The following is a 23,327-nucleotide window of genomic DNA, read 5'->3' as shown; positions in this document are numbered from 1 at the left end:
GACGGAGGGGCGGCTCAGCTTGACGCCCTCGGCAGCGATTTCTTTCTGCTCCGCAGTGACCGATTTGTCGGATTTGGCGATGATGTTTGCTTGCATAGGGGTGTGAATTCTCGAAAAAGGGATGGGGAATTCTCGAAACACTGCGGCAGGCGCTATGGGTCACACCCGACATGCATGAGGAAGCTCGCTTGCGCCTCGAACCGTGTGCATTCTCTTTACGAGAACGCAGTACAACACTTTTTATCCTTAATTTGACAAAATTTAACACGCAGAGGTGGTAACAAATAACACAAGCTCCGGACTGGCTCACACCCCATCGAGTCAGCGCTTCTGGCAAGGTTTATCAACAACATGCCTCGCCGCACCGCCGCACAATCGCGCCATGACCACCACCCGCCCCGCCCTCTCCATGCTCGACCTCGTCGCCGTCCGCGAGGGTGGCACCGTGGCCGATGCGCTGCGCATCGCGCTGCAAACCGCCCGGCACGTGGAGCAGTTGGGTTTCAGCCGCTACTGGCTGGCAGAGCACCACAACATGGCGGGCATTGCCAGTTCGGCCACGGCAGTGCTGGTGGGGCACATCGCGGGCGGCACATCGCGCATCCGCGTGGGTTCTGGCGGGGTGATGCTGCCCAACCACGCGCCCCTGGTGGTGGCCGAGGCGTTCGGCACGCTGGCCGAGCTGTACCCCGGCCGCATCGACCTGGGCCTGGGCCGCGCGCCCGGCACCGACCCGGCCACCATGCGCGCGCTGCGCCGCAGCCGGGTGGAGACGGCGGACGACTTTCCGCAGGACGTGGCCGAGCTGGAACGCCTGCTGGCCCCGCCCGAGCCGGGCCAGCGCCTCGTCGCCACGCCGGGCGCGGGCACCAGCGTGCCGATCTGGCTGCTGGGCTCCAGCCTGTTCTCGGCGCAACTGGCAGCCGAGCGCGGCCTGCCTTATGCCTTTGCATCGCACTTCGCGCCGCGCCTGCTGCACCAGGCCATCGCCCTGTACCGCAACCTGTACCGCCCCTCGGCGGCGTGGCCCAAGCCCTGCGTGGCGATCGGCGTGCCGCTGATCGCCGCGCCCACCGACGACGAGGCCGAGTACCTGGCGAGCAGCACCTACCAGCGCGTGCTGGGCATCCTGACGGGCGCGCGCGGGCTGCTGCAGCCGCCCGTGGAGAACTTCGCCGCCCGCCTGCAGCCGCAGGAGCGCGCGGCCATCGGCGACTTTCTGGCCGCCGCCGTGATCGGCGGGCCGGACACGGTGCGCACGGGCCTGGCGCAGCTGGCCGAGGCCACGGGCGCCGACGAGTTCATGCTGGTCTGCGACGTGTACGACCCCGCGCTGCGCCTGCGCTCGCTGGACATCGCGGCGCAGGCGACGGTAGCCCCCGGCCAGGTTTCGCCGGCGTGCATCAGGTAGCGCGAGGCCGATTTCAGCAAGGTGTCGGGCCGCCCGGATGGCGCTCCAGCCACTGCGCCAGCTCACGGCGGTAGCCCGCCAACGCTTGTGCGTGGAGATCGTGCACACAAAGGTCGCAGCCGCTCTCGCAGTGTTCGTTGGGTCCGGGGAGCTCGGGCGGCGTGGGGCGTGGGTCGTCCAACGGGATCGGGGTTTGGGTCATGGCGCGCATGGTACCCACGCAGGCATTCCCAAAAACCGCGCCGATCGGTCAGGGTGCGGGATGGCCGCAGGCATAGGCTGCCACGGCCTGGTGGCCGGTGTCCAGCTCGAACACATCCAGCAGCGCCTGGTCATGGAACGACCCCAGGGCGGTTCCCACCAGGCCCGCCTCGGCAGCCTGCAAGGCCAGCGCGCCCAACTGGCTGCCCGCTTCCAGCAGCACGAAGCGACCGCCGCGTTCGCCGTACTTGCGGCAGCTCGCCTCGCTTTGCGCCACCAGCAGCCATACGCTGGCGGGCATGCTGTCCCAGTCGCCCACGCCCAGCATGGCAGCCAGCGCTGGCCATGCGGGGGCCTCGCCCATCGGCGTCAGGCCATGGCCGATGGGGTCGTACCAGACGCGCTGCGGCGGCAATGGCTGCCCCTGCGCGTCCACGGCCTTGAGCACGATGCCGTAGCACTGCATGGGGTACTTGGCCCCACCCGAGGCAAGGTAGCGCGTCGGCGGCACCTGGGCATCCTGCACAGCGCCGGGCCAGCCGGGCTGGCGCTGGGCGAGCGGCATCAGCAGGCGGCTGAGGTCATGGGGCGTCAGGGGCTGCTCGCCGAAGCGCCGCACGCTGCGCCGCTGGGCATAGAGCTCGCACAGCGCGCCCTGCGGCACCGGCAGGTGCCGCGCGGCCTGCGGGAGCACGGGGCGCGGCGGACGGTACGGCGTGGCGGCATCGTGGCCGATGCGCTCGGCCAGCGGCCAGGCGCGCGCGTCGTTCAGGTCGCTGTTGGCCCAGAACAGCGCGAACAAGGGGGCTTCGTCTTGCTCGGGAAAGTCGTTCATGGCGCTTGGTGGCTGCGTTCAGCCCAGCGGGTGCGGCAACGGGTTGGGGAACGGCCCGTGCGGCTGGGCCCAGGGGTAGCGCCAGCGCCAGTCCACCGTGCGCCCGCCGAGGAAGGGGGCGCTTTCGTCGGCGTGCAATTGCGCCAGTTGGGGCGACAGCACACGCATCACGCGCAGGCCCGTTGCGGCCACGTCGCGCGTGGTGAGTTCACGGTACAGCAGGTCAATACCCGCCCCGCGCAAGCGCTCCAGCAGGTGATTCAGTTGGGCCAGGGCCAGCGCGCGTTCATCGGGCATGTCCTGCCCGCCGCCGTGTTTTTCTTCGGCAGGCCGTGCGTGGCGCAGCAGCGGAATCTGGGCCCACAGGTCAGGGCGCAGGCTGTAGAAGGCCGCATGCTCGTCAAAGCGGCGCAGTTGCGCGGGTTCGCGCGGCAACGCTTGCGCGCGCTCGCCCAGCATGTAACCGGCAAACGCCAGGCTCTGCGCCCATTCCAGCGCGGCTTTTTCAAGCGCGGCGGCGGCGGTCGCACGGCAGGCCATGCCCAGCACCCAGCGCGGCTGGCCCTGCCAGGGAGCGCCGCCCAGCACGGCGATGACGGGGTGCGGGTTCCATGCCTGGGTGATGTCAAACGCGCGCAGCACGCCACCGAGACGCGCGGCGCGCGCCTGCCAGTGCGCGGGCACGGCGATCTCGCGCCCGCCCAGGCCATGCAGCCAGGTAACGGTGAGCGCGTCGCGCTCCAGCAGCTCTTGGGCGGCGCGCAGCAGCGCCAGCCAGGGGCCGTGCGCGCCATCGGCATGCGCGGCCAGGCCGCTGGATGTGGACGGCAGGCGCGCGGCACCGCGCCGCGGCCCCAGGCCCACGAGTTCTTGCGGCACCCAGACCGGCGCCGTGCCGGGCGGCAAGCCGGGCAGCAAGGGATGAACGGGTGCGAACCAGTCCTGCGGCGATGGGGGCATGGGCCAGGCAAAACCGGGCGACTGGCGCTGTGCGGGGCTGAACAGGGCGAAGCCGTCCTCGTCCACCACGCGCTCGCCCGCCTGCGCCAGATCGGCGCGGCTGCGCAGCGGCAGCGGCACTTGCGCGGCGGCCAGGCGCTCCAGCCCCTCGGCGATGGCGGCGGCGCGGGCATCGGCGTGCGACCAGCCCACGGCCCCGGAGACGGTCTGCCAGGCCTCGGCCGGGTCGGGCGGCACGGCCCAGTTGGCCAGTCCGGCCACGTCGCTGGCCTGCGCGGCGCTGCGCTGGGGGGCCAGCAGCAGGCCGCAGCGTGCCTGGGCGGCGCGGGCCAGCAGCAGTTGGGAAAGCGCTTGCAAGGACTCAGTTGAAGAGGACGCCAAGCCAGACCGCGACCTCGATGGCGAGGATGAGGCCCAGCGTCAACTGCACGCCGAAGGCCGCAGCCACACCGCTACCGCCAGAGCGTCCCGCTTGCTTGTACGCCTTGACGAACAGCCCGAAGTAAGCGCCGGTGCCCGCGATGCCCGTGAGCACGGCCAACGGCGGCATGGCGGCGATGAGGCCGACGGTCAACACCAGCACGCCCAGTACCGCCCAGGCGTAGCCCCAGGCCGAGGCCCTGGTGAACGTGGACGGATAAAGGGGCTGGGTAGGCGCATCCTGCAAAACGTCTTGGGGGAGCGTCTCTGCGTTGACTGGTTCAGCGGCGGCAGGCGGAGCATCTGGCGACGGCGCGGCTGCGGATTCTGGAGGCGGCTCGATCGTGGGCGGCTCGTTGACCAGCCGCCGGAACACCGAATGCGACATGCCCACGGTGGCTGCCAAGGTGGCCACGCAGCATGAACAGCAGGTGGTGCTGGTCGAGCCGCCGCCAGCCGCCGAAGGAATCAACTGGCTGCGGGGCTCGAAGGGGCTGGGGATGCGTTGCATGACGGTGTGGTGCAGAGTGGCCCGTTGCGCACAACGATACCAGCATCTCAGACCACGCGGCCATCCATCCGCTCGGCCGCGCAGCCCACATCTGCATGGCCCGAGCAGGCAGGGCACCAGGGCTGGCGATAGATGCGGGCCCGCTGCGACTGCAGGCTGCGCAGGTCGAGGTGCGTGCTGTGCTCTATCCACGGCGCATGGCCGCCCGGCTCCGCCGCGCCGCGCAGCACCTGCAGCAGCAGGGCGGCCGACAGCGGCGCATGCGCCAGGGCCAGCGGCCGGGGCGGCACGGGGGCGTCGCCCCAGCGCCGCACGGTGCGCGTTCCCAGGCAGGCCAGGCAGGCCGTCTGCCCCGGCACCACCCAGGGGCCGACGACGACCGAATGGTGGTAGGCCAGGTCGATCAGTACGTGCGGGCGTGTTGGAAAGTCCGCGCAGTACGGGGGCAGTGCCGTATCCCAGTCCGCCGTCGTGCGCACGATCACCCACACCGCGTCTGCGGTGCCGTCCCCGTCCCCTTGAATGCGCCGCAGCGTGGGGGCCGTGTCGGCCAGTTGCCGGTCCAGTTCGGCCTGCCAGGCCAGCGCGGGCTCGCCCCACCAGCGCAGCACAAAGCTGCGCACGGGCGCTGCCCCGCCTTGCGGCACCAGCGCCCCCACGCGGCGCAGCTGGCGCACGGCCGCGCCGCAGTCGGCGTCGTCCCGCAGCGCATCGGCCCTGTCGGCCAGCCATGCGGCGTGCAGGCGGCGGGCGGCTTCGCCGGGCGGCGCTTCGTCCACCCAGTAGCTTTCATCCGCGCCAGCGCTGGCGACGAGATGGGGGCCGTCGCCGGGGCTGGCCCCGGTGTCCGCTTCGATCAACCGCAATTCCCAGGCGGGGCTGCGCACCCATCGTTCATCCATGCCATATCCTTGTTCCATGTCCCATCCCCAGTCCGCCGGTTCTGGCGGCTCGCCCCCCGTGCTGGCGGCCACGCTGTGGTCTGCCGCCGTCGCCCTGTTGTTCAGCGGGGGATACAGCCTCACCAACGCCCACGCCGCGCTGGCCCGGCCCGTGCGCGTGGCCCTGCCCTGGGATTTTGCCGTGCCGTTCTGGGCCTGGACCATCGTGCCCTACCTGAGCCTGAACCTTCTGCTGCCGATGGCCTTGTTTGCCTGCCCCGACCGGCGTGCGCTGGCCGCGCTGGCGTGGCGCGCGGTGGCCGTCATGCTCGTGTGCTTTGCCGTGTTCTGGCATTGGCCCACGGCCAGCGTACACACGCTGCCCCAGCCCGGACTGCCGTGGCGCCCGTTCTTCGACGGCCTGCGGGCGTTCGAGCAGCCGGTCAACCAGATCCCCTCGCTGCACGTGGCCATCGGCGTGCTGGTCTGGCGGGCGCTGCTGCCGGTCGTGCCCGCGCGGCTGCGCCCGCTGTGGCATGGCTGGTGCGCGCTGATGGCCGTGTCCACGCTCACCACGTGGCAGCACGGGCTGGCCGATGTGCTGGCCGGTGCCACGCTGGGCGCGCTGGCGTGGTACGGCCCCTGGCCCTTAGGCATGCGGGGCCAACACGCCACCGCGCCAGGCAGCCCCAGCCAGCCATAGTGCGCCACGGCGTGCCCGGCCAGCGGCTACCATCGTGGGCTGAACCGACCCCACCCACCGCATGCCCGCTTTTTCCTTCGAAGCCCTGGACGCCCAGGGCCAGACCCGCAAGGGGCTCCTGGAGGCCGACACCGCCCGCGCCGCGCGCGGCCTGCTGCGCGCCCAGGCGCTGGTGCCGCTGGCGGTGGAACCGGTGCAAGCCAGCGGCGCCAACGCGCCCAGCCTGGGCCAGCGCCTGTTCACGCGCCCCGTGTTCGGCGCCACGGGGCTGGCGATCTGGACGCGCCAGCTCGCGGGGCTGGTGGCCTCGGGCCTGCCGCTGGAGCGGGCGCTGACTGCCCTGTCCGACGAGGCCGACGACGAGCGCCAGCGCCACCTGGTGGCCGCGCTGCGCGCCGAGGTCAATGCGGGCTCCACCTTCGCCCGGGCGCTGTCGCAGCACCCGCGCGAGTTCAGCGACATCTACTGCGCCGTCATCGGCGCGGGCGAGCACAGCGGCAGCCTGGGCCTGGTGCTGGAGCGCCTGGCCGACGACCTGGAGGAGCGCCAGGCGCTCAAGGCCAAGCTCGTCGGCGCGGCGCTGTACCCGGCCATCGTCACCGTGGTCGCCATCGTCATCGTCCTGTTTCTGGTGGGCTACGTGGTGCCGCAGGTCGCCAGCGTGTTCGCGGGCACCAAGCGGGCGCTGCCGTTTCTCACCGTGGCCATGCTGGGCATCAGCGGCTTCGTGCGCAGCTACGGCTGGGCGCTGTTGATTGCTTCTGTTTTGATAGCTGCCGGCGCACGCTGGGCCTTGGGTTTTGACCATTTTCGCCAAAAGTTCGATGCCGCCTGGCTGAACCTGCCGCTGGTGGGCAAGCTCGCGCGCGGCTACAACGCGGCGCGCTTTGCGGGCACGCTGGCGATGCTGGCGGGCGCGGGCGTGCCCATTCTGAAAGCGCTGCAGGCCGCCGCCGAGACGCTGGGCAACCGCGCCCTGCGCGCCGATGCGCTGGACGCGCTGGTGCTGGTGCGCGAGGGCGCGCCGCTGGCCTCGGCCCTGGCGGGCAAGAAGCGCTTTCCGGGCCTGCTGCCCATGTTCGCCCGCCTGGGCGAGCAGACGGGGCAACTGCCCGTGATGTTGCAGCGCGCCGCGCGGCAGCTGTCCACCGAGGTGCAGCGCCGCGCCATGCAGCTGGCCACCATCCTGGAGCCGCTGCTCATCGTGGGCATGGGCCTGATCGTGATGCTGATCGTGCTGGCGGTGCTGCTGCCCATCATCCAACTCAACCAGTTCGTCAAATAAATGAGCGTGACCCTGGACGACAAGCTGGTGGTGGCGATCTCCTCGCGCGCCCTGTTCGACTTCGAGGAGGAAAACCGCGTCTTCGAGAAAAACAACGACCGCGCCTACGTGGAGCTGCAGCGCCAGCGCCTGCACGTGCCCGCCGCGCCGGGCGTGGCCTTTTCGCTGGTGCGCAAGCTGCTCGCCTTCAACGCGGCGGGACGCCAGCGCGTGGAGGTGGTGCTGCTGTCGCGCAACGACCCGGTCAGCGGCATGCGCGTGTTCCGATCCTGCAAGGCGCACGGCCTGCCGGACGTGCAGCGCGGCGTGTTCACGCAGGGGCGCAGCCCTTTTCACTACCTGCGGCCCCTGGGCGCGCACCTGTTCTTGTCTGCCAATGCCGACGACGTGCGCGAGGCGCTGCACCTGGGCCACCCGGCGGCGCGCGTGGTGACCGAATCGGTGCAGGCGGGCGACAGCCACCCGCACGAGGTGCGCATCGCCTTCGACGGCGACGCCGTGCTGTTCTCGGACGAGGCCGAGCGCGTCTATCAGGCCGAGGGGCTGGCGGCGTTCCAGCGGCACGAGTCCGACAAGTCCAGCCAGCCGCTGCCCGACGGCCCCTTCAAGCCCCTGCTGGCCGCCCTGCACCGGCTGCAGACGGCGGGCGGCGACGGCGGCATGCGCATCCGCACCGCGCTGGTCACGGCGCGCAGCGCGCCCGCGCACGAGCGGGCCGTGCAGACGCTGATGAGCTGGAACATCGCGGTGGACGAGGCGATGTTCCTGGGCGGGCTGGAGAAAGGACCGTTCCTGCGCGAGTTCGAGCCGGACTTCTTCTTCGACGACCAGACGGGGCATGTGGCCTCGGCCGCGCGCCACGTGCCCGCCGGACATGTGAACAGCGGTATCTCCAACCCCGCCGGCGGGAACTGACGGCCCGGGCGGCGAGTCTTCCTGCGATGCAGAAAATTTCGATACTCCTCGCCGCCTGCTGCGCCTGCACCCTGGCGCTGGCCCAGGACCCCGCCCCGCTCACCAAGGGCGAGATCAAGGCCCAGCGCGAGTTCAAGATGCTGGACTTCAACGGCGACGGCAAACTCAGCCGCAGCGAGGTGCAGCTATTCCCCCGCCTGGCCGCCGCGTTCGACGACGCGGACACAGACAGGGACGGCTTCGTGTCGTACGAGGAAGTGCGGGCCTTCGCGGTGAAGTACCGCGCGGAGCGCGACCGCCAGCGGGCGGCGCAGAACACCGAAAAATAAGAGAGAAATCAGCCTCTGGCGCTTATCCAGCAAGCACTAGCAGCTATCAATACAGGAGCTACAAGCCGCCCGTGCGCTTGACCGTGGGGTCGGAGTAGGTCAGCGGCTCGTTCTTGGCCTGCTGCGCCATGCGCTCTTGCAGCGTGGTCTTGTTGATCTCTTGCGCCACCTCGATGGCGTTGGCGCTGGCGCGCCACATGGACTGAATGAACTCCAGCAGCTGCTTGTAGATGGGCTCCTTCGGCGGCTCCTCGGGCTCCTCCACCGCCTCCTTCTCCTCGGGCTCGGTCCAGTCGCGGTTGAACGTGTCGGGGTCGGAAGGCTTTTCGGGCTCCTTCACGATGGTGCCCTCGCCCAGGCGGTCCGTGGACTCGACCGGGTTGGCCGCATGGGCAGGGCGCACCGGCGGCGCGCCAGAGGCGCCAGTGGAATACAAATCAGCGCCCTGAGGACGCCAACTCGGCGATCGATCGACAGGTGGCATTTGCATGGCAGTGGCCCCAGAGGTTGATGAAACGGCACAGACGCCTTTTCGGCGTCTTCGTACTCCATTTCGGCAAACAGAAGGGGAAATTGAGGTCTTTTTGAGCAATTACCCTGAAATCAGGGTTTTCACCTACAAAAACCGCTCCAGCAGCCGCCGCGAGTGCCGGTCGAGCGCCGTGGTGTCGGGGATGCGGAACTGCAGGCCGTCGCTGCCCGCGATCAAGAGGCGCGTGCGCCCGCCCAGGCGGCGGATGTCCTCCTCGGCCTTGAGCACCAGGCTCGCGGGGCCGCGGTCGGTCTCCACCGTCCAGGTGCTGGGGGTGGAAAAGCTCGATACCGCGCTGATTTTTTGGATAGTGGGCACAAACTCGCGCACCGCCAGCTCTTCGTCGATGAGTTGGCGCTGCGGGGCGGCCAGGGTGTCGATGCGGTCGATCCAGAGCAGTTCGTGGCCGTCCGCGCCGACCAGCGACAGCCCCTCGGCGGGCGCGGCGATGGGAAAGGCGCGCACGGGGGTGACGCCTTCGTGTGCCGTGCCGTCCGGCAGCGTCAGCACCAGGCGGCCATGGGCGTTGCGGGTGATGTTCATAGCAGCGCCTCCTCTTCCGCCGCGCGGCGGGCCTGGGCTTCGTACAGGCGCCAGTACGCGCCCTGCTTTTGCATGAGTTCGTCGTGCGGGCCAACCTCGACCACCTCGCCCCGGTCCATCACGACCAGGCGGTCGGCCTTGCGCAGGGTGGACAGGCGGTGGGCGATGGCGATGGTGGTGCGGCCCTGCACCAGGTTGTCCAGCGCCTTCTGGATTTCCTTCTCGGTCTCGGTATCGACTGCGGACGTGGCTTCGTCCAGGATCAGGATGCGCGGGTCGATGAGCAGGGCGCGCGCGATGCTGATGCGCTGGCGCTCACCGCCCGACAGGCCCTGGCCGCGCTCGCCCACCAGACTGTCGTAGCCGTGCGGCAGGCGCAGGATGAATTCGTGCGCGTGCGCGGCGCGGGCGGCGGCCACGATCTCGGCGCGCGTGGCCTCGGGCTTGCCGTAGGCGATGTTCTCGGCGATGGTGCCGAAGAACAGGAAAGGCTCCTGCAGCACCAGGCCGATGTGGCGCCGGTAGTCGGCCACGGCAAAGCGGCGGATGTCCACGCCGTCCACCTGGATGGAGCCGTCGCTCACGTCGTAGAAGCGGCTGATCAGGTTGACCAGCGTGCTCTTGCCCGAGCCGCTGTGGCCCACCAGCCCGATCATCTCGCCCGGGCGAATATCCAGAGACAGGTTCTTGATGACCGCCCGGCTGCCATAGCGAAAGCCCACGCCCTGCATGGCGATGGCGCCCTGCACCCTGTCCACCTTGACGGGCTGAACGGGGTCGGGCACGTTGCTCACGTGGTCCAGGATGTCGAAGATGCGCTTGGCGCCCGCCGCCGCCTTCTGCGTGACGGAGACGATGCGGCTCATGGAGTCGAGCCGCGTGTAGAAGCGCCCGATATAGGCAATGAAGGCCGCCAGCACGCCCACCGTGATCTGGCTGCGCGCCACCAGCCAGATGCCGAAGGCCCACACCACCAGCAGGCCCACCTCGGTCAGCAGCGAGACGGTGGGGGTGAACAGGCTCCAGGTCCGGTTGAGGCGGTCGTTCACCTCCAGGTTGTGCTGGTTCGCGTCGCGAAAGCGCTGGGCCTCGCGCTTTTCCTGGGCGAACGCCTTGACGACGCGGATGCCGGGGATGGTATCGGCCAGCACGTTCGTCACCTCGCTCCACACGCGGTCGATTTTTTCGAAGCCGGTGCGCAGGCGGTCGCGCACGGTGTGGATCATCCAGCCGATGAAGGGCAGCGGCACCAGCGTGACCAGGGCCAGCCAGGGGTTGATGCTGAACAGAATGGCGGCGGTCATCACCATCATCAGCACGTCGGTCAGGAAGTCGAGCGCGTGCAGCGACAGGAAGACGTTGATGCGGTCTGTTTCTGACCCGATGCGCGCCATCAGGTCGCCCGTGCGCTTGCCGCCGAAGTAGTCCAGCGACAACTTGAGCAGGTGCTCGTAGGTGGTGGTGCGCAGGTCGGCGCCGATGCGCTCGGACACCAGCGCCAGCACGTAGGTGCGCGCCCAGCCCAGCCCCCAGGCCAGCAGGGCCGACAGCAGCAGGCCGCCCAGGTAGAGCATGACGAGCTGCGTGTCGATCTTCTGCCCGTTCTGGAACGGGATGAGGATGTCGTCCATCAGCGGAATGGTCAGGTACGGCGGCACCAGCGTGGCGGCGGTGGATGCGAGCGTGAGCGCCATGCCCGCAGCCAGCTGCTTTTGGTAGGGCCGGGCGAAGCGCCACAGGCGCAGCAGCACCCAGGTGGACGTTTGCGGCGGCTGGGCGCGGGCGCAGGCGGGGCACTCGTCGGTGTCGGGCGGCAGCGGGGCGTGGCAGATGGGGCAGGCGGGTTCGTCCTGCGGCAGGCCCTGCGCGCTTTGCAGTTGCTCGAAGCGCTGCACCAGGCGCAGCGCCGGGGCGTGGTGGGCCAGGGTGAAGCGCCACAGGGCCAGGCGGGCCGCCGGGCCGTGCAGCTCCAGCGTGCCCACGCCGCCATGGTCGTGCAGGCGCAGGCCGGCATCCCGCAGCGGCCAGGCTTGCCAGCGGGCAGAATCCAGGTCGCGGGCCAGCAGGCGCACGGGGGTGAGCACCACCCAGCCGGTACCGAAGCGCAGCCCGGCGCCCAGGTCAACCTGGAGCACCGCCAGCACGTTTTCGTCAGGAGCGAGCATGGCCCGCAGATCAGCCCCCCAGGGGCTGGAGAAGACACCCGAGGCGTCCACAGAATGGTGATGTTGCATTTTTGGTTGTTTGAACGCAGCGGGGTATTCTCCCCCCAGCCGTGGCATCACCCCGTGTAACGCCCGCCCCCGCCGTTTGGCTGACACACCCAACCCCTTCGTCCCCTTGCCCATGCCGACCTTCAACGACATCCGACTGCTGCGCATCAACTACCTGCGCGGCCCCAACATCTGGACCTACCGCCCCGTGCTGGAAGTCTGGCTGGACCTGGGCGCGCTGGAAGACCACCCGTCCAACACCCTGCCCGGCTTCAACGCGCGCCTCACGTCCTGGCTGCCCGCGCTGATCGAGCACCACTGCGGCGTGGGCGAGCGCGGCGGCTTCCTGCAGCGGCTGGAGGAAGGCACCTGGTGCGGCCACGTGCTGGAGCACATCGTGATCGAGCTGCTCAACCTCGCGGGCATGCCCACGGGCTTCGGGCAGACGCGCAGTACCAGCCAGCGCGGTGTCTATCGCATGGTGTTCCGCGCGCGCGACGAGAGCGTGGCCCGCGTGGCGCTGGCGCAGGGGCACGCGCTCATCATGGCGGCCATCAACGACCAGCCGTTCGACGTGGCCGCCGCCGTGGCCCGCGTGCGCACCGAGGTGGACGACCAGTACCTCGGCCCCAGCACCGCCTGCATCGTCACCGCCGCCACGGACCGGGGCATTCCGCACATCCGCCTGAACGACGGCAACCTGGTGCAGCTGGGCTACGGCGCCAGCCAGCGCCGCATCTGGACGGCCGAGACCGAGCGCACCAGCGCCATCGCCGAGGGCATCGCCAGCGACAAGGACCTGACCAAATCGCTGCTCAAAGCCTGCGGCGTGCCCATCCCCGAAGGCCAGATCGTCAACAGCCCCGCAGAAGCCTGGGAAGCCGCCGAGGACATCGGCCTGCCCGTGGTCGTCAAGCCCAGCGACGGCAACCATGGCCGGGGCGTGTCGCTCGACCTGCGCAAGAAGGAAGACATCGAGGCCGCCTACCACCTGGCCTACCCCGAGGGCAGCGACGTGATGGTGGAGCGCTTCATCCCCGGCGACGAGCACCGCCTGCTGGTCGTGGGCGGCAAGGTGGTGGCCGCCGCGCGCGGCGAGGTGGTCAGCATCACCGGCAATGGCCGCTCCACCGTGCGCGAACTCATCGACAGCCAACTCAACTCCGACCCGCGCCGGGGCTACGAAGAGGAATACCCGCTGGAGATCATCGACGTGGCGACCGACGCCAAGGTGCAGCTCGAACTGCAGCGCCAGGACCTGGGCGCCGACTCCGTGCCCGCTTCGGGCCGCGTCGTCGTGGTGCAGCGCAACGGCAACGTGGCCGTGGACTGCACGGACGACGTACACCCCGAGGTGGCCTACATCGCCCAGCTCGCCGCCAAGGTGGTGGGGCTGGACATCGCGGGCATCGACATGGTGGCGCAGGACATCTCCAAGCCCCTGCACACGCAGGGCGGCGCGATTGTCGAGGTCAACGCGGGCCCCGGCCTGCTCATGCACCTGAAGCCCGCCGTGGGCGCGCCGCGCCCCGTGGGGCAGGCCATCGTGGAGCACCTGTTCCCGTCCGAAGACGACGACGGCCAGGCGGGCCGCATCCCCGTGGTGGGCGTGGCAGGCACGCGCAGCACGTCCACCATCGCGCGCGTGGTCGCCTGGCTGCTGCACCTGGGCGGGCGGCACACGGGCCTGGCCTGCCGCGAGGGCCTGTTCCTGGACCGCCGCCAGGTCGAGTCCACCGACTGCGCCCACTGGGAGGCCGCCCACCGCCTGCTGATGAACCAGACCGTGCAGGCTGCGGTGATCGAGAGCGACGCCCGCACCATCCTGCGCGACGGCCTGGCCTACGACCGCTGCCTGGTCGGCGTGGTGACCGACATGGACGGCCTGGAGACGCTGGCCGAGTTCGACGTGTACGAGCAGGACCAGATGACCAAGGTGCTGCGCACGCAGGTGGACGTGGTGCTGTCCGAAGGCGCCGCCGTGCTCAACGCCGCCATCGCGCAGGTGGCCGACCTGGCCCCGCTGTGCGACGGCGCCGTCATCCTGTACGCGCAGGACGCCGCCCTGCCCGCCATCATGGAGCACCGCGCCAAGGACAACGGCCGCGCCGTGGTCGTGAAGAACGGTCGCGTGGTGCTGGCCACCGGCAGCGCCGAGCACGTGCTGGGCGCCTTGGCCGACCTCACCTTTGGCCGCAACGCCGTGGTGCCCGACACCGACGCCCTGCTGGCCGCCGTGGGCGCCGCCTGGGCGCTGGACATCGCGCCCGACCTGATCGCGGCGGGCATCAAGACCTTCGAGCCGACACTCCCAAACTGATAGCTGCTTGCGCTTGCTGGATAAGCGCCAGAGGCCAATTTGACTCATAAAACCACCATGAACATCACCCGCACCCGTGCCCTGCGCGGCCCCAACCTCTGGAGTCGCCACCTCGCCATCGAGGCCATCGTGGCCTGCGAGGGCGACGAGCGCTCCATCGCCCAGATGCCCGGCTTTGAAACACGGCTGCGCGCCCTGTTCCCCGCCATCGGCACGCTGCAATCCGAAAGCGGCGACGTGTCCGTGGCCCACGTGGTGCAGACCGCCGCGCTGGCGCTGCAGGCCCAGGCAGGCTGCCCCGTGACCTTTGCGCGCACCACGGCCACCAGCGATGCGGGCGTCTATCAGGTCGTCGTCGAATACAGCGAGGAAGCCGTGGGCCGCAAGGCGTTCGACTACGCCGAGCAGCTCGTGCGCGCCGCGCTGGGCCAGGGCGGCTTCGACGCCGACGCCGTGGTCGCCGAGCTGCGCGAGCTGGACGAGGACGAGCGCCTGGGCCCCAGCACCGGCGCCATCGTCGAGGCCGCCGTGGCGCGCGGCATACCCTACCGCCGCCTCACGCGCGGCAGCCTGGTGCAGTTCGGCTGGGGCTCCAAGCAGCGGCGCATCCAGGCGGCCGAGATCGACTCCACCAGCGCCGTGGCCGAATCCATCGGCCAGGACAAGGACCTGACCAAGCGCCTGCTGCACGCCGCGGGCGTGCCCGTGCCGCTGGGCAGGCCCGTCGATACGGTCGAAGAAGCGTGGGAGGTGGCGCAGAAGGTCGGCCTGCCCGTGGTGGTCAAGCCCCAGGACGGCAACCAGGGCAAGGGCGTCACCGTCAACATCACCGACCGCGCGCAGCTCGAAGAAGCCTTCCGCACCGCGTCGGAATACGGCACCGTGATGGTCGAGCGCTTTTTGCCCGGCCACGACTTCCGCCTGCTGGTGGTGGGCGACCAACTGGTGGCCGCCGCCCGCCGCGAACCGCCCCAGGTGCTGGGCGACGGCCAGCGCACCGTGCGCGAGCTGGTGGACATCGTCAACCAGGACCCCCGCCGGGGCGAGGGCCACGCCACCTCGCTCACCAAGATCCGGCTGGACGACATCGCCGTCGCCCGCCTGGCGCTACAGAATTTGACACCCGACTCGGTGCCAGACAAGGGCCAGCGCGTGATTTTGCGCAACAACGCCAACCTGTCCACCGGCGGCACCGCCACCGACGTGACCGACGACGTACACCCCGAGGTCGCGGCCCGCGCCGTGGCCGCCGCGCAGATGGTGGGCCTGCACATCTGCGGCGTGGACATGGTGGCCGAGACGGTATTGCGCCCGCTGGAGGAGCAAGGCGGCGGCTTCGTCGAGGTGAACGCCGCCCCCGGCCTGCGCATGCACCTGGCCCCCAGCTACGGCAAGCCGCGCAACGTGGGCCAGGCCATGGTGGACAGGCTGTACGCGCACGGCGACGATGGCCGCATCCCCACCGTGGCCGTCACCGGCACCAACGGCAAGACGACCACCGCGCGCCTCATCGCCCACCTGTTCACCGCCCAGGGCCTGCGCGTGGGCATGACCAACACCGACGGCGTGTATGTGAATGGCCGCCAGATCGACAGCGGCGACTGCAGCGGCCCCAAGAGCGCGCGCAACGTGCTGCTGCACCCCGAGGTGGACGCGGCAGTCTTCGAGACCGCGCGCGGCGGCATCCTGCGCGAAGGGCTGGGCTTCGACCGCTGCCAGGTGGCCGTGGTCACCAACATCGGCGCGGGCGACCACCTGGGGCTGAACTACATCACCACGGTGGAAGACCTGGCCGTGCTCAAGCGCGTGATCGTGCAGAACGTCGCGCCCACGGGCTACGGCGTGCTCAACGCCGCCGACCCCATCGTGGCGGCCATGGCCAGCGCCTGCCCGGGCAAGGTCATCTTCTTCGCCGCCGACCGCCACAACCCCGTCATGGCCACGCACCGCGCCCAGGGCCACCGCACGGTGTATGTGGACGGCGACAGCATCGTCGCGTCCGAAGGCTCGTGGCGCGAGACCATCCACCTGCGCGACGTGCCCATCACGCGCAATGGCCGTATTGCCTTCCAGGTCGAGAACGTCATGGCCGCCGTCGCAGCCGCCTGGGGCGCGGGCCTGCCGTGGCAGACCATCCGCCGCGGCCTGTCGGGCTTCGTCAACGACAGCGACAACGCGCCGGGCCGCTTCAACGTCATGGACTACCGGGGCGCGACCATCATCGCCGACTACGGCCACAACCCCGACGCCATGCGCGCCCTGGTGCAGGCGGTGGATGCGCTGCCGGGCAAGCGCCGCAGCGTGGTCATCAGCGGCGCGGGCGACCGGCGCGACGAGGACATCCGCGAGCAGACGGTCATCCTGGGCGCCGCGTTCGACGACGTGATCCTGTACCAGGACGCCGCCCAGCGTGGCCGCGCCGACGGCGAGGTCATGGCCCTGCTGCGCGAGGGCCTGGCCGGTGCGCCGCGCACCACCTACGTCGATGAGATTCGCGGCGAGTTCATCGCCATCGACGCCGCCCTGGCCCGCCTGCAGCCCGGCGACCTGTGCCTGGTGCTGGTGGACCAGGTCGAGGAAGCCCTGGCCCACCTGGCGCAGCGCTGCGCCGAAGGCGGGGCCGCAGCATGAAGGCCGCCGTCATCGCATCCGCGCTGCTGCTGGCCAGCGCGGCCCAGGCCGCATCGGGCGAGAAGATCGGCACCGTGGACACCGCCTTCCAGTGGATAGGCCGCGACCACGACATCATCGTGGAAGCGTACGACGACCCTGCCGTGCAGGGCGTGACCTGCTACGTCTCGCGCGCACGCATCGGCGGCATCAAGGGCACGCTGGGCCTGGCCGAAGACCGGGCAGAAGCCTCCATCGCCTGCCGCCAGGTCGGGCCCATCGCCTTTGCCGCGCCGATCAAGAAGCAGGAAGAAGTGTTCAGCGAACGCATGTCCATCCTGTTCAAGCGCCTGCGCATCGTGCGCATGGTGGACGCGCCGCGCAACACGCTGGTGTATCTGACCTATTCCGACAAGCTCATCGACGGCTCGCCGCAGAACGCGGTGACGGCCGTGCCCGTGGACAGAGCCATGCCGATCCCGCTGCGTTGAGGGTCAAATCGACCGCTAGCGCTTATCCATCAAGCGCTGGTAGCTACTGATTCAGTAGCAATCTGCCGCAGCGCCTGCTCGAACACCTCCACCGGCTGGCCGCCCTGGATCAGGTGGCGGTCGTTCACGATGACGGCGGGCACCGAGTGGATGCCGTGCTGCTGGTAGAACGCCTCGCGCTCGCGCACCTCGTCCGCATACTGGCCGGACTCCAGCACCGTACGGGCCTCTTCCACATCCAGCCCCACGGCTTGGGCGGCGTTCAGCAGCACGTCGTGGCTGCCGGGGTTCTGGCCGTCGGTGAAGTACGCCTTGAACAGCGCGTGCTTGAGCTGCGGCTGCAAGCCCTTCTGCCCGGCCCAGTGCAGCAGGCGGTGCGCGTCGAAGGTGTTGTAGATGCGCCCGCGCTTGTCCATGTTGAACGCAAAGCCCACCGCCGCCCCGCGCTCGGCAATGGCGCTGCGCGTGCGCTGGCTCTGCTCAGGGCTCGCGCCGTATTTTTCGTGCAAGTGCTCGTCGATGTCCTGCCCCTCGGGGGGCATCTGCGGGTTCAGCTCGAAAGGCTGAAAGTGCAGGTCCAGCACCACCTCGCCCTTCAGCCGGTCGGCGGCCTGCTCCAGCGCATGCAGGCCGATGGCGCACCAGGGGCAGGAGATGTCGGAGACGAAGTCGATCTTCAAGGCGGTGGGCATGGCAAGGGCTCCTGCGGGCAAAAGGGGCATGGTAGCCCGCATTGGCAAATCATTTCACCCGGGTCACGCCGCGCATCGTAAGTCATTGATTCATCGTCATTTTTCACCATAGAATCTTCTCAGCGCCATGCCCGCCGACGCCTTCCCCCGCCTGCGTGCCGCCCTGGCCGTGCAGGCCCCCGCCGCAGCGCGCCGGACGACGCGCAAGCCATTGCCCGCCTGTGGTGGTTTGGCCGCCTGATCGGCAACACCGACATGCACCTGGGCAACCTCGCCTTCCGCCCCGTGCAAGGCCGCCTGGCGCTGGCCCCGGCCTACGACATGCTGCCCATGCTGCATGCACCGCTGCCGGGCGGCGAGGTGCCCGTGCGGGCGTTCGATCCGCCCCTGCCGCTGCCCACCCAGCGCGCGCCATGGCACGCGGCGTGGAACGCGGCGCGGGATTTCTGGCAGGCTGCCGCGCAGGACGAGCGCATCGGCGCGGGCTTTCGCGCGATGTGCGCAGAGCACGGGCAGCAACTTGCCGCTGCGGCAGTGCATGCTTGAACTGGCGCGGGCCGCCGCTTGACTTTCAAGTCGATTCAAGGTCTCCTGCGCCATGCCATCCTGCTGCGATCACGACCACGACCACACGCCACCGGACACGTCAACGCCAGCGGCCACCACCGGCGCCACCTTCCGCGTCGCCGCCATGGACTGCGCAGCCGAGGAGAGCGAGATCCGCCGCGCCCTGGCCCCGCTGCCCGGCGTGCGCGGCCTGGGCTTTCAGCTCGGCGCGCGCACGCTGACCATCGACGCGCCCGATGACGTGATCCCGCAGGCGCTGCACGCCATCCGCCAGGCGGGCTTCGACCCAGAGCCCGTCACGACGGCCCAGCCGCCCGCGTCGAACGGGCTGTGGCGCATGGGCCTGGCGCTGGCCCTGGCGCTGGCGGCGGAACTGCTCGCCTTCTTCGCGCCGGACACGCTGCCGTTCCGCGCCCTGGGCATGGCCGTGGCGGCGGGCGGCATCGCGCTGGCGGGCTTTTCCACCTACCGCAAGGGCCTGGCGGCGCTGCGGCAGGGCCGCCTGAACATCAACGCGCTGATGACGGTGGCGGTGACCGGCGCCTTCCTCATCGGCCAGTGGCCCGAGGCCGCGATGGTGATGGCGCTCTACGCCATCGCCGAGCTGATCGAGGCCCGCGCCGTGGACCGCGCGCGCAACGCCATCAAGGGCCTGCTGGACCTCGCGCCCGACACGGCCGAGGTGCGCCAGCCGGGCGGCGGCTGGCAGAGCGTGGCCGCGGCGCAGGTGCCCATCGGCGCCGTGGTGCGCGTCAAGCCCGGCGCGCGCATTCCGCTGGACGGCACCGTCGCCAGCGGCGCCAGCGCGGTCAACCAGGCCCCCGTCACGGGCGAGAGCATCCCCGTGGACAAGGCCGTGGGCGACCCGGTGTTCGCGGGCACCATCAACGAGACGGGCATGCTCGAAGTGACGGTGACCGCCGCCGCCAACGACACCACGCTGGCGCGCATCATCCACGCCGTGGAGCAGGCCCAGGGCGCGCGCGCGCCCACGCAGCAGTTTGTCGATCGCTTCGCCGCCCTCTACACGCCTGCGGTGTTCATCGCCGCCGTGCTGGTGGCCGCGCTCGCGCCGCTGCTGCTGGATTTCACCTGGACGGACGCGCTGTACAAGGCGCTGGTGCTGCTGGTCATTGCCTGCCCCTGCGCGCTGGTGATCGCCACGCCCGTCACCGTGGTCAGCGGGCTCGCATCAGCAGCACGGCGCGGCATTCTCATCAAGGGCGGGGTGTATCTGGAAGAGGCGCACAAGCTCCGCGCCATCGCGCTCGACAAGACCGGCACCATCACCGAAGGCAGGCCCCGGCTGGTGGCGCACGAGGTGCTGGCAGGCAACGCACCGCAGGCGCTGGGCTGGGCGGCGGCGCTGGCGGGCCACTCCGACCACCCCGTCTCCCGCGCCATCGCGCAGGGGCTGCCAGCAGGCAGCGGCGAGGCGGCAGCGGTGGACGACTTCACCGCCCTCGCGGGCCGGGGCGTGCAGGCGCGCGTGGGCGGCCAGACGCTGGTGCTGGGCAACCACCGCCTGATCGAAGAACGCGGCCTGTGCAGCCCCGCGCTCGAATCCACGCTGGCCCAGCACGAGGCCCAGGGCCGCACCGTCACGCTGCTGGCGAGCGACACGCAGGTGCTGGCCCTGTTCGCCGTGGCCGACACCCTCAAGCACAGCGCGCGCGAGGCCGTGGCGCAGTTGCGCGCGCTCGGCGTCACCCCGGTCCTGCTGACGGGCGACAACGCCGCCACCGCGCAGGCCATCGCACACCAGGCAGGCATCGCCGAAGCGCAGGGCCACCTGCTGCCCGAGGACAAGCTCGCCGCCATCGAGCGCCTGCAGGCCACGCACGGCCCCGCCGCGATGACGGGCGACGGCATCAACGACGCCCCCGCGCTGGCCCGCGCCCACATCGGCATCGCCATGGGCGCGGCGGGCACGGACACGGCCATGGAAGCGGCGGACGTGGTCATCATGAACGACGACCTGCGCCGCATCCCCGAGATGATCGGCCTGTCGCGCCGCACGCGCCGCGTGCTGGTGCAGAACATCGCCATCGCGCTGGGCATCAAGGCCGTCTTCCTGGTGCTGGCGGTGCTGGGCGATGCGTCCATGTGGATGGCGGTGTTCGCCGACATGGGGGCCAGCCTGATCGTGGTGTTCAACGGCCTCCGGCTGCTGCGCGCCTGATTCATCTATATTTTTGATAGCTGCTCGCGCTTATCTGACAAGCGCTGGAGGCCGATTTGGCTCATATTTCAAAATAGGCCCGCGCATGCCAGAATCAGGCACCATGCCCGCCGCCACGGACCTCTACACCACCACCTTCCAGCCGCCCGCGCCGCCCGTCGCGCCCTCTGACAGCGGCACTGACGGCGGCACCATGCCCGCGCTGTACCGCGCCGCCCTGGGGCCCGTACACACCGACCGCTACCTGGCCCTGTTCGACCGCTTCGACACCCGGGGCCGCGCCGCCACCGGCTGGAACTGGGCAGCCAGCCTCTGCACCATCAACTGGATGGTGTTCCGCCAGCTGTGGAGCGCGGCGCTGGTCTATCTGGCCGCCGCCGAGGGGCTGGGGCTGCTGGTCTTCGGCCTGGGGCGGCAGTTTTTGCAATGGCCCACGGGCGTGGAATGGGGCGTGCTGGGCGCATTGGCCCTGCTGGCCTTTGCCGTGCCCGGCCTGTATGGCGACGCCGTTCTGTACGCCGACGTGCGGCGGCGCATCGACCGCGCCCTGGCCGCATCCCGCACGGTGCCCGAAGCCTGCGCGCTGCTGGCGCAGCGGGCCAGTTCGCGCAAACGGCTGCGGGCGCTGGTGCTCGTCAACGCCGTGCTCGCGGTGGCCGTGGCGCTGGCCTGCCTGGCGCTGCCGCGCGCGGACTCGCATTGGCAGGGCACGGCGCTGGCGCCTGCAGTGACGGTGGCCGAAGCCGCGTCGGCGGCGGCATCCCCCGCTGCGCCAGCATCCGAGCCAGCGGCAGCCCCGGCATCGCAGCCCGAAGTGGCCGTTGCGGCACCGCCGCCGCCTGAACCGCAAACGGCCCCCACGCCTGCACCCGAGCCCGCGCCAGCGGCGCAGCCTGCGCCCGCCGCCCCGTCCAGCGCCGTACCCGCACCCGTGGGCAGCGCGCCCGGCTACTACATCAACGTGGGCCTGTTCGCCGAGGAGACCAATGCGCGCAAGGCGCAGGCCCGTTTGCTCAACGAAGGGCTGCCCGCGTTCCGCCAGGCGACCCTCAACGCCGACAAGGCCCGCCGCATCCGCGTGCGCGTGGGCCCCTACGCCAGCCGCGCGCAGGCCGACGCGGCGGCTGCGTCCATCCGCGCCATGGCGCTGGAGGCGGTGGTGTTCCAGCAGCGGTAGCCGCAGTGGCGCGCGACGCCGCGCATCAAAAATCCCATAACACCCACTAAAATCGCATGCCCCTTTCGAAATCCGAACGGGCACCGTGCAACTACTCTGGTCACCACCAAAACCACCATCATGGCAACTGCAAAGAAAACCACTGCTCCCGCAAAGAAGGCCGCAGCGCCTGTGGCCAAGAAGGCCGCGCCCGCAAAGAAGGCTGCTGCCGCAGCAGCACCCGCCGCACTCAAGCCCATCAAGACCGCTTTCAACAAGACCACGCTGGTCGCCCACCTGGCCGAGCAGGCCGGTGTGGAGCCCAAGGCCGCCAAGGCCGTGCTGGCCGCGCTGGAATCGGCCATCCTGGGCTCGGTCCACAAGAAGGGCTCGGGCGAGTTCACGCTGCCCGGCGTGCTGAAGATCGGCCTGCAGCAAGTGCCCGCCAAGAAGAAGCGCTTCGGCAAGGACCCGTTCACGGGCGAAGAGCGCTGGTTCCCCGCCAAGCCCGCCTCGGTCAAGATCAAGACCCGCGCGCTCAAGAAGCTCAAGGACGCCACGGTGGCCTGATAGGCTGGCGTTCGCGCAGGGGCCGGATGCTCTCTCGGGCATCCGGCCCTTTTTCTTTCCGGCGCACGACCGCATGAAGACCCTGCTCATCGTTTACCACTCCATGACCGGCGGCACGCGCCAGATGGCCGACGCGGCGGTGCGCGGCGCGCAGCACGAGCCGGGCGTGGCGGTGCGGCTGCTGCACGCGGCCGAGGCCACGGCCGACGACGTGCTGGCGGCCGACGGCTACGTGTTCGCCACGCCGGAGAACCTGGCGGCGATGAGCGGGCAGATGAAGGATTTTTTCGACCGCTGCTACTACGGCGTGCTCGACCGGGTCAACGGCAGGCCCTACGCCACGCTGGTCTGCGCGGGCAGCGACGGCAGCAACGCGGCGCGGCAGATCGCGCGCATCGCCACGGGCTGGCGGCTCAAGGCCGTGGCCGAGCCGCTGATCGTCTGCACCCATGCGCAGACGCCCGAGGCCATCCTGGCGCCCAAGCACATCGCCCCCGCCGACCTGGCCCGCTGCCAGGCCCTGGGCGAAGCGCTGGCGGCGGGGTTGGCACTGGGTATTTTTTAAGCCAAATCGGCCTCTAGCGCTTATCTATCAAGCACAAGCAGCTATTATTTTAGTAGCAAATCATTCTTGCAGCGACGACAGGAACTGCCGCAGTTCCGGCGTCTGCGGGCTGCCGAACAGCGCCTGCGGCGGCCCCATTTCGTGGATGCGGCCCTGGTGCATGAAGACCACGCGGTCGCTCACCTTGCGCGCAAAGGCCATCTCGTGCGTGACCATCAGCAGCGTCATGCCCTCGGCGGCCAGGCTCTCGACCACGCGCAGCACCTCGCCCACGAGCTCGGGGTCCAGCGCGCTGGTGATCTCGTCGCACAACAGCACGGCGGGCTCCATGGCCAGCGCGCGGGCGATGGCCACGCGCTGCTGCTGGCCGCCCGAGAGCTGTTCGGGCATGGCGTCGAACTTCTCGGCCAGGCCCACGCGCGCGAGCAGGCGGCG

General features: G+C 70.2%; 23 protein-coding genes. 13 read left to right on the top strand and 10 right to left on the bottom strand.

Annotated elements, in window-relative coordinates; all coding sequences use genetic code 11:
- The first annotated feature begins 382 nt into the window (after nucleotides 1-382).
- A complete protein-coding gene (locus tag QM569_RS12085; RefSeq protein ID WP_414987482.1) occupies nucleotides 383-1,411 on the top strand; it encodes an LLM class flavin-dependent oxidoreductase in 1,029 nt (342 codons plus the stop codon).
- A gap of 13 nt (nucleotides 1,412-1,424) precedes the next feature.
- On the opposite strand, the gene QM569_RS12080 is transcribed toward QM569_RS12085, so the two are convergent.
- The 5 genes from QM569_RS12080 to QM569_RS12060 are packed head-to-tail and all read right to left on the bottom strand — an operon-like array spanning nucleotide 1,425 to nucleotide 5,240.
- The gene (locus QM569_RS12080) at nucleotides 1,425-1,613 is read right to left on the bottom strand and encodes an oxidoreductase-like domain-containing protein (protein ID WP_414987481.1); all 189 of its coding nucleotides are present in this window, start codon (nucleotides 1,611-1,613) and stop codon (nucleotides 1,425-1,427) included.
- Nucleotides 1,614-1,661: 48 nt separating this feature from the next.
- Nucleotides 1,662-2,447 carry a SagB/ThcOx family dehydrogenase gene (locus QM569_RS12075; protein WP_414987480.1) on the bottom strand — a complete coding sequence of 262 codons (786 nt, stop codon included), beginning with the start codon at nucleotides 2,445-2,447 and terminating at the stop codon, nucleotides 1,662-1,664.
- An 18-nt stretch (nucleotides 2,448-2,465) separates the two neighbouring features.
- Nucleotides 2,466-3,764, bottom strand: a complete 1,299-nt coding sequence (locus QM569_RS12070) for a YcaO-like family protein (protein WP_414987479.1) — start codon at nucleotides 3,762-3,764, stop codon at nucleotides 2,466-2,468.
- A gap of 4 nt (nucleotides 3,765-3,768) precedes the next feature.
- Nucleotides 3,769-4,338: a hypothetical protein gene (locus QM569_RS12065; protein ID WP_414987478.1), complete on the bottom strand. Its 570-nt coding sequence runs from the start codon at nucleotides 4,336-4,338 to the stop codon at nucleotides 3,769-3,771.
- 47 nt (nucleotides 4,339-4,385) lie between these two features.
- Nucleotides 4,386-5,240, bottom strand: coding sequence for a TOMM precursor leader peptide-binding protein (locus QM569_RS12060; protein WP_414987477.1), 855 nt, complete (start codon nucleotides 5,238-5,240; stop codon nucleotides 4,386-4,388).
- Between the two features lie 16 nt (nucleotides 5,241-5,256).
- On the opposite strand from QM569_RS12060, the gene QM569_RS12055 reads away from it, so the two are divergent.
- The 4 genes from QM569_RS12055 (at nucleotide 5,257) to QM569_RS12040 (ending at nucleotide 8,451) form a co-directional block, all read left to right on the top strand.
- Entirely contained in the window at nucleotides 5,257-5,922 is a 666-nt protein-coding gene (locus QM569_RS12055) for a phosphatase PAP2 family protein (RefSeq protein ID WP_414987476.1), read from the top strand.
- Nucleotides 5,923-5,983: 61 nt separating this feature from the next.
- The gene (gene gspF, locus QM569_RS12050) at nucleotides 5,984-7,207 is read left to right on the top strand and encodes a type II secretion system inner membrane protein GspF (protein WP_414987475.1); all 1,224 of its coding nucleotides are present in this window, start codon (nucleotides 5,984-5,986) and stop codon (nucleotides 7,205-7,207) included.
- Nucleotides 7,208-8,122: a 5'-nucleotidase gene (locus QM569_RS12045; protein ID WP_414987474.1), complete on the top strand. Its 915-nt coding sequence runs from the start codon at nucleotides 7,208-7,210 to the stop codon at nucleotides 8,120-8,122.
- Nucleotides 8,123-8,148: 26 nt separating this feature from the next.
- Entirely contained in the window at nucleotides 8,149-8,451 is a 303-nt protein-coding gene (locus QM569_RS12040; RefSeq protein WP_414987473.1) for an EF-hand domain-containing protein, read from the top strand.
- Nucleotides 8,452-8,509: 58 nt separating this feature from the next.
- Here QM569_RS12040 and QM569_RS12035 read toward each other — a convergent pair whose 3' ends face one another.
- From QM569_RS12035 to QM569_RS12025, 3 genes are all read right to left on the bottom strand, one after another.
- Nucleotides 8,510-8,941, bottom strand: coding sequence for a hypothetical protein (locus QM569_RS12035; RefSeq protein ID WP_414987472.1), 432 nt, complete (start codon nucleotides 8,939-8,941; stop codon nucleotides 8,510-8,512).
- A 126-nt stretch (nucleotides 8,942-9,067) separates the two neighbouring features.
- A complete protein-coding gene (locus QM569_RS12030; RefSeq protein ID WP_414987471.1) occupies nucleotides 9,068-9,526 on the bottom strand; it encodes a DUF1854 domain-containing protein in 459 nt (152 codons plus the stop codon).
- On the bottom strand, nucleotides 9,523-11,760 hold the full coding sequence (locus QM569_RS12025; protein ID WP_414987470.1) for an ABC transporter ATP-binding protein: 2,238 nt from the start codon (nucleotides 11,758-11,760) through the stop codon (nucleotides 9,523-9,525). The genes QM569_RS12030 and QM569_RS12025 overlap by 4 nt, the downstream gene beginning before the upstream one ends.
- A 112-nt stretch (nucleotides 11,761-11,872) precedes the next feature.
- Between QM569_RS12025 and cphA (QM569_RS12020) the strand changes: the two genes are divergently transcribed.
- The 3 genes from cphA (QM569_RS12020) to QM569_RS12010 are packed head-to-tail and all read left to right on the top strand — an operon-like array spanning nucleotide 11,873 to nucleotide 17,160.
- Nucleotides 11,873-14,059 carry a cyanophycin synthetase gene (gene cphA / locus QM569_RS12020; RefSeq protein WP_414987484.1) on the top strand — a complete coding sequence of 729 codons (2,187 nt, stop codon included), beginning with the start codon at nucleotides 11,873-11,875 and terminating at the stop codon, nucleotides 14,057-14,059.
- Between the two features lie 57 nt (nucleotides 14,060-14,116).
- Nucleotides 14,117-16,690 carry a cyanophycin synthetase gene (gene cphA, locus QM569_RS12015; RefSeq protein WP_414987469.1) on the top strand — a complete coding sequence of 858 codons (2,574 nt, stop codon included), beginning with the start codon at nucleotides 14,117-14,119 and terminating at the stop codon, nucleotides 16,688-16,690.
- On the top strand, nucleotides 16,687-17,160 hold the full coding sequence (locus tag QM569_RS12010; RefSeq protein ID WP_414987468.1) for a CreA family protein: 474 nt from the start codon (nucleotides 16,687-16,689) through the stop codon (nucleotides 17,158-17,160). The genes cphA (QM569_RS12015) and QM569_RS12010 overlap by 4 nt, the downstream gene beginning before the upstream one ends.
- Before the next feature lie 29 nt (nucleotides 17,161-17,189).
- On the opposite strand, the gene QM569_RS12005 is transcribed toward QM569_RS12010, so the two are convergent.
- Nucleotides 17,190-17,852, bottom strand: a complete 663-nt coding sequence (locus QM569_RS12005; RefSeq protein WP_414987467.1) for a DsbA family oxidoreductase — start codon at nucleotides 17,850-17,852, stop codon at nucleotides 17,190-17,192.
- 84 nt (nucleotides 17,853-17,936) lie between these two features.
- Here QM569_RS12005 and QM569_RS12000 point away from each other — a divergent pair, with 84 nt between their 5' ends.
- The 5 genes from QM569_RS12000 (at nucleotide 17,937) to QM569_RS11980 (ending at nucleotide 22,892) form a co-directional block, all read left to right on the top strand.
- Nucleotides 17,937-18,398 carry a HipA domain-containing protein gene (locus QM569_RS12000; protein ID WP_414987483.1) on the top strand — a complete coding sequence of 154 codons (462 nt, stop codon included), beginning with the start codon at nucleotides 17,937-17,939 and terminating at the stop codon, nucleotides 18,396-18,398.
- A 52-nt stretch (nucleotides 18,399-18,450) separates the two neighbouring features.
- A complete protein-coding gene (locus QM569_RS11995; protein WP_414987466.1) occupies nucleotides 18,451-20,601 on the top strand; it encodes a heavy metal translocating P-type ATPase in 2,151 nt (716 codons plus the stop codon).
- A gap of 103 nt (nucleotides 20,602-20,704) precedes the next feature.
- Nucleotides 20,705-21,778: an SPOR domain-containing protein gene (locus tag QM569_RS11990; protein WP_414987465.1), complete on the top strand. Its 1,074-nt coding sequence runs from the start codon at nucleotides 20,705-20,707 to the stop codon at nucleotides 21,776-21,778.
- 120 nt (nucleotides 21,779-21,898) lie between these two features.
- Nucleotides 21,899-22,327 carry an HU family DNA-binding protein gene (locus QM569_RS11985; protein ID WP_414987464.1) on the top strand — a complete coding sequence of 143 codons (429 nt, stop codon included), beginning with the start codon at nucleotides 21,899-21,901 and terminating at the stop codon, nucleotides 22,325-22,327.
- Nucleotides 22,328-22,400: 73 nt separating this feature from the next.
- Entirely contained in the window at nucleotides 22,401-22,892 is a 492-nt protein-coding gene (locus QM569_RS11980; RefSeq protein ID WP_414987463.1) for a flavodoxin family protein, read from the top strand.
- Nucleotides 22,893-22,952: 60 nt separating this feature from the next.
- Here QM569_RS11980 and QM569_RS11975 read toward each other — a convergent pair.
- Nucleotides 22,953-23,327 (bottom strand): amino acid ABC transporter ATP-binding protein (locus tag QM569_RS11975; RefSeq protein WP_414987462.1); only part of this gene is annotated, 375 nt, incomplete at its 5' end.

This window comes from Acidovorax sp., from assembly GCF_047607405.1.
Classification (GTDB): Bacteria; Pseudomonadota; Gammaproteobacteria; order Burkholderiales; family Burkholderiaceae_C; genus Acidovorax.
The sequence above is the reverse complement of the archived record's forward strand: the minus strand, read 5'-3'. Positions and strand labels throughout refer to the sequence as shown.

Coding starts and splice junctions, on each gene's coding strand:
- QM569_RS12025 (WP_414987470.1), bottom strand. CDS start 11,760: ATGCAACATCACCATTCTGTGGACGCCTCGGGTGTCTTCTCCAGCCCC.
- cphA (WP_414987484.1), top strand. CDS start 11,873: ATGCCGACCTTCAACGACATCCGACTGCTGCGCATCAACTACCTGCGC.
- QM569_RS12030 (WP_414987471.1), bottom strand. CDS start 9,526: ATGAACATCACCCGCAACGCCCATGGCCGCCTGGTGCTGACGCTGCCG.
- QM569_RS12075 (WP_414987480.1), bottom strand. CDS start 2,447: ATGAACGACTTTCCCGAGCAAGACGAAGCCCCCTTGTTCGCGCTGTTC.
- QM569_RS11980 (WP_414987463.1), top strand. CDS start 22,401: ATGAAGACCCTGCTCATCGTTTACCACTCCATGACCGGCGGCACGCGC.
- QM569_RS11985 (WP_414987464.1), top strand. CDS start 21,899: ATGGCAACTGCAAAGAAAACCACTGCTCCCGCAAAGAAGGCCGCAGCG.
- QM569_RS12080 (WP_414987481.1), bottom strand. CDS start 1,613: ATGACCCAAACCCCGATCCCGTTGGACGACCCACGCCCCACGCCGCCC.
- QM569_RS12035 (WP_414987472.1), bottom strand. CDS start 8,941: ATGCAAATGCCACCTGTCGATCGATCGCCGAGTTGGCGTCCTCAGGGC.
- cphA (WP_414987469.1), top strand. CDS start 14,117: ATGAACATCACCCGCACCCGTGCCCTGCGCGGCCCCAACCTCTGGAGT.
- QM569_RS11995 (WP_414987466.1), top strand. CDS start 18,451: ATGCCATCCTGCTGCGATCACGACCACGACCACACGCCACCGGACACG.
- QM569_RS11990 (WP_414987465.1), top strand. CDS start 20,705: ATGCCCGCCGCCACGGACCTCTACACCACCACCTTCCAGCCGCCCGCG.
- QM569_RS12045 (WP_414987474.1), top strand. CDS start 7,208: ATGAGCGTGACCCTGGACGACAAGCTGGTGGTGGCGATCTCCTCGCGC.
- QM569_RS12065 (WP_414987478.1), bottom strand. CDS start 4,338: ATGCAACGCATCCCCAGCCCCTTCGAGCCCCGCAGCCAGTTGATTCCT.
- QM569_RS12005 (WP_414987467.1), bottom strand. CDS start 17,852: ATGCCCACCGCCTTGAAGATCGACTTCGTCTCCGACATCTCCTGCCCC.
- QM569_RS12055 (WP_414987476.1), top strand. CDS start 5,257: ATGTCCCATCCCCAGTCCGCCGGTTCTGGCGGCTCGCCCCCCGTGCTG.
- QM569_RS12060 (WP_414987477.1), bottom strand. CDS start 5,240: ATGGATGAACGATGGGTGCGCAGCCCCGCCTGGGAATTGCGGTTGATC.
- QM569_RS12040 (WP_414987473.1), top strand. CDS start 8,149: ATGCAGAAAATTTCGATACTCCTCGCCGCCTGCTGCGCCTGCACCCTG.
- gspF (WP_414987475.1), top strand. CDS start 5,984: ATGCCCGCTTTTTCCTTCGAAGCCCTGGACGCCCAGGGCCAGACCCGC.
- QM569_RS12010 (WP_414987468.1), top strand. CDS start 16,687: ATGAAGGCCGCCGTCATCGCATCCGCGCTGCTGCTGGCCAGCGCGGCC.
- QM569_RS12085 (WP_414987482.1), top strand. CDS start 383: ATGACCACCACCCGCCCCGCCCTCTCCATGCTCGACCTCGTCGCCGTC.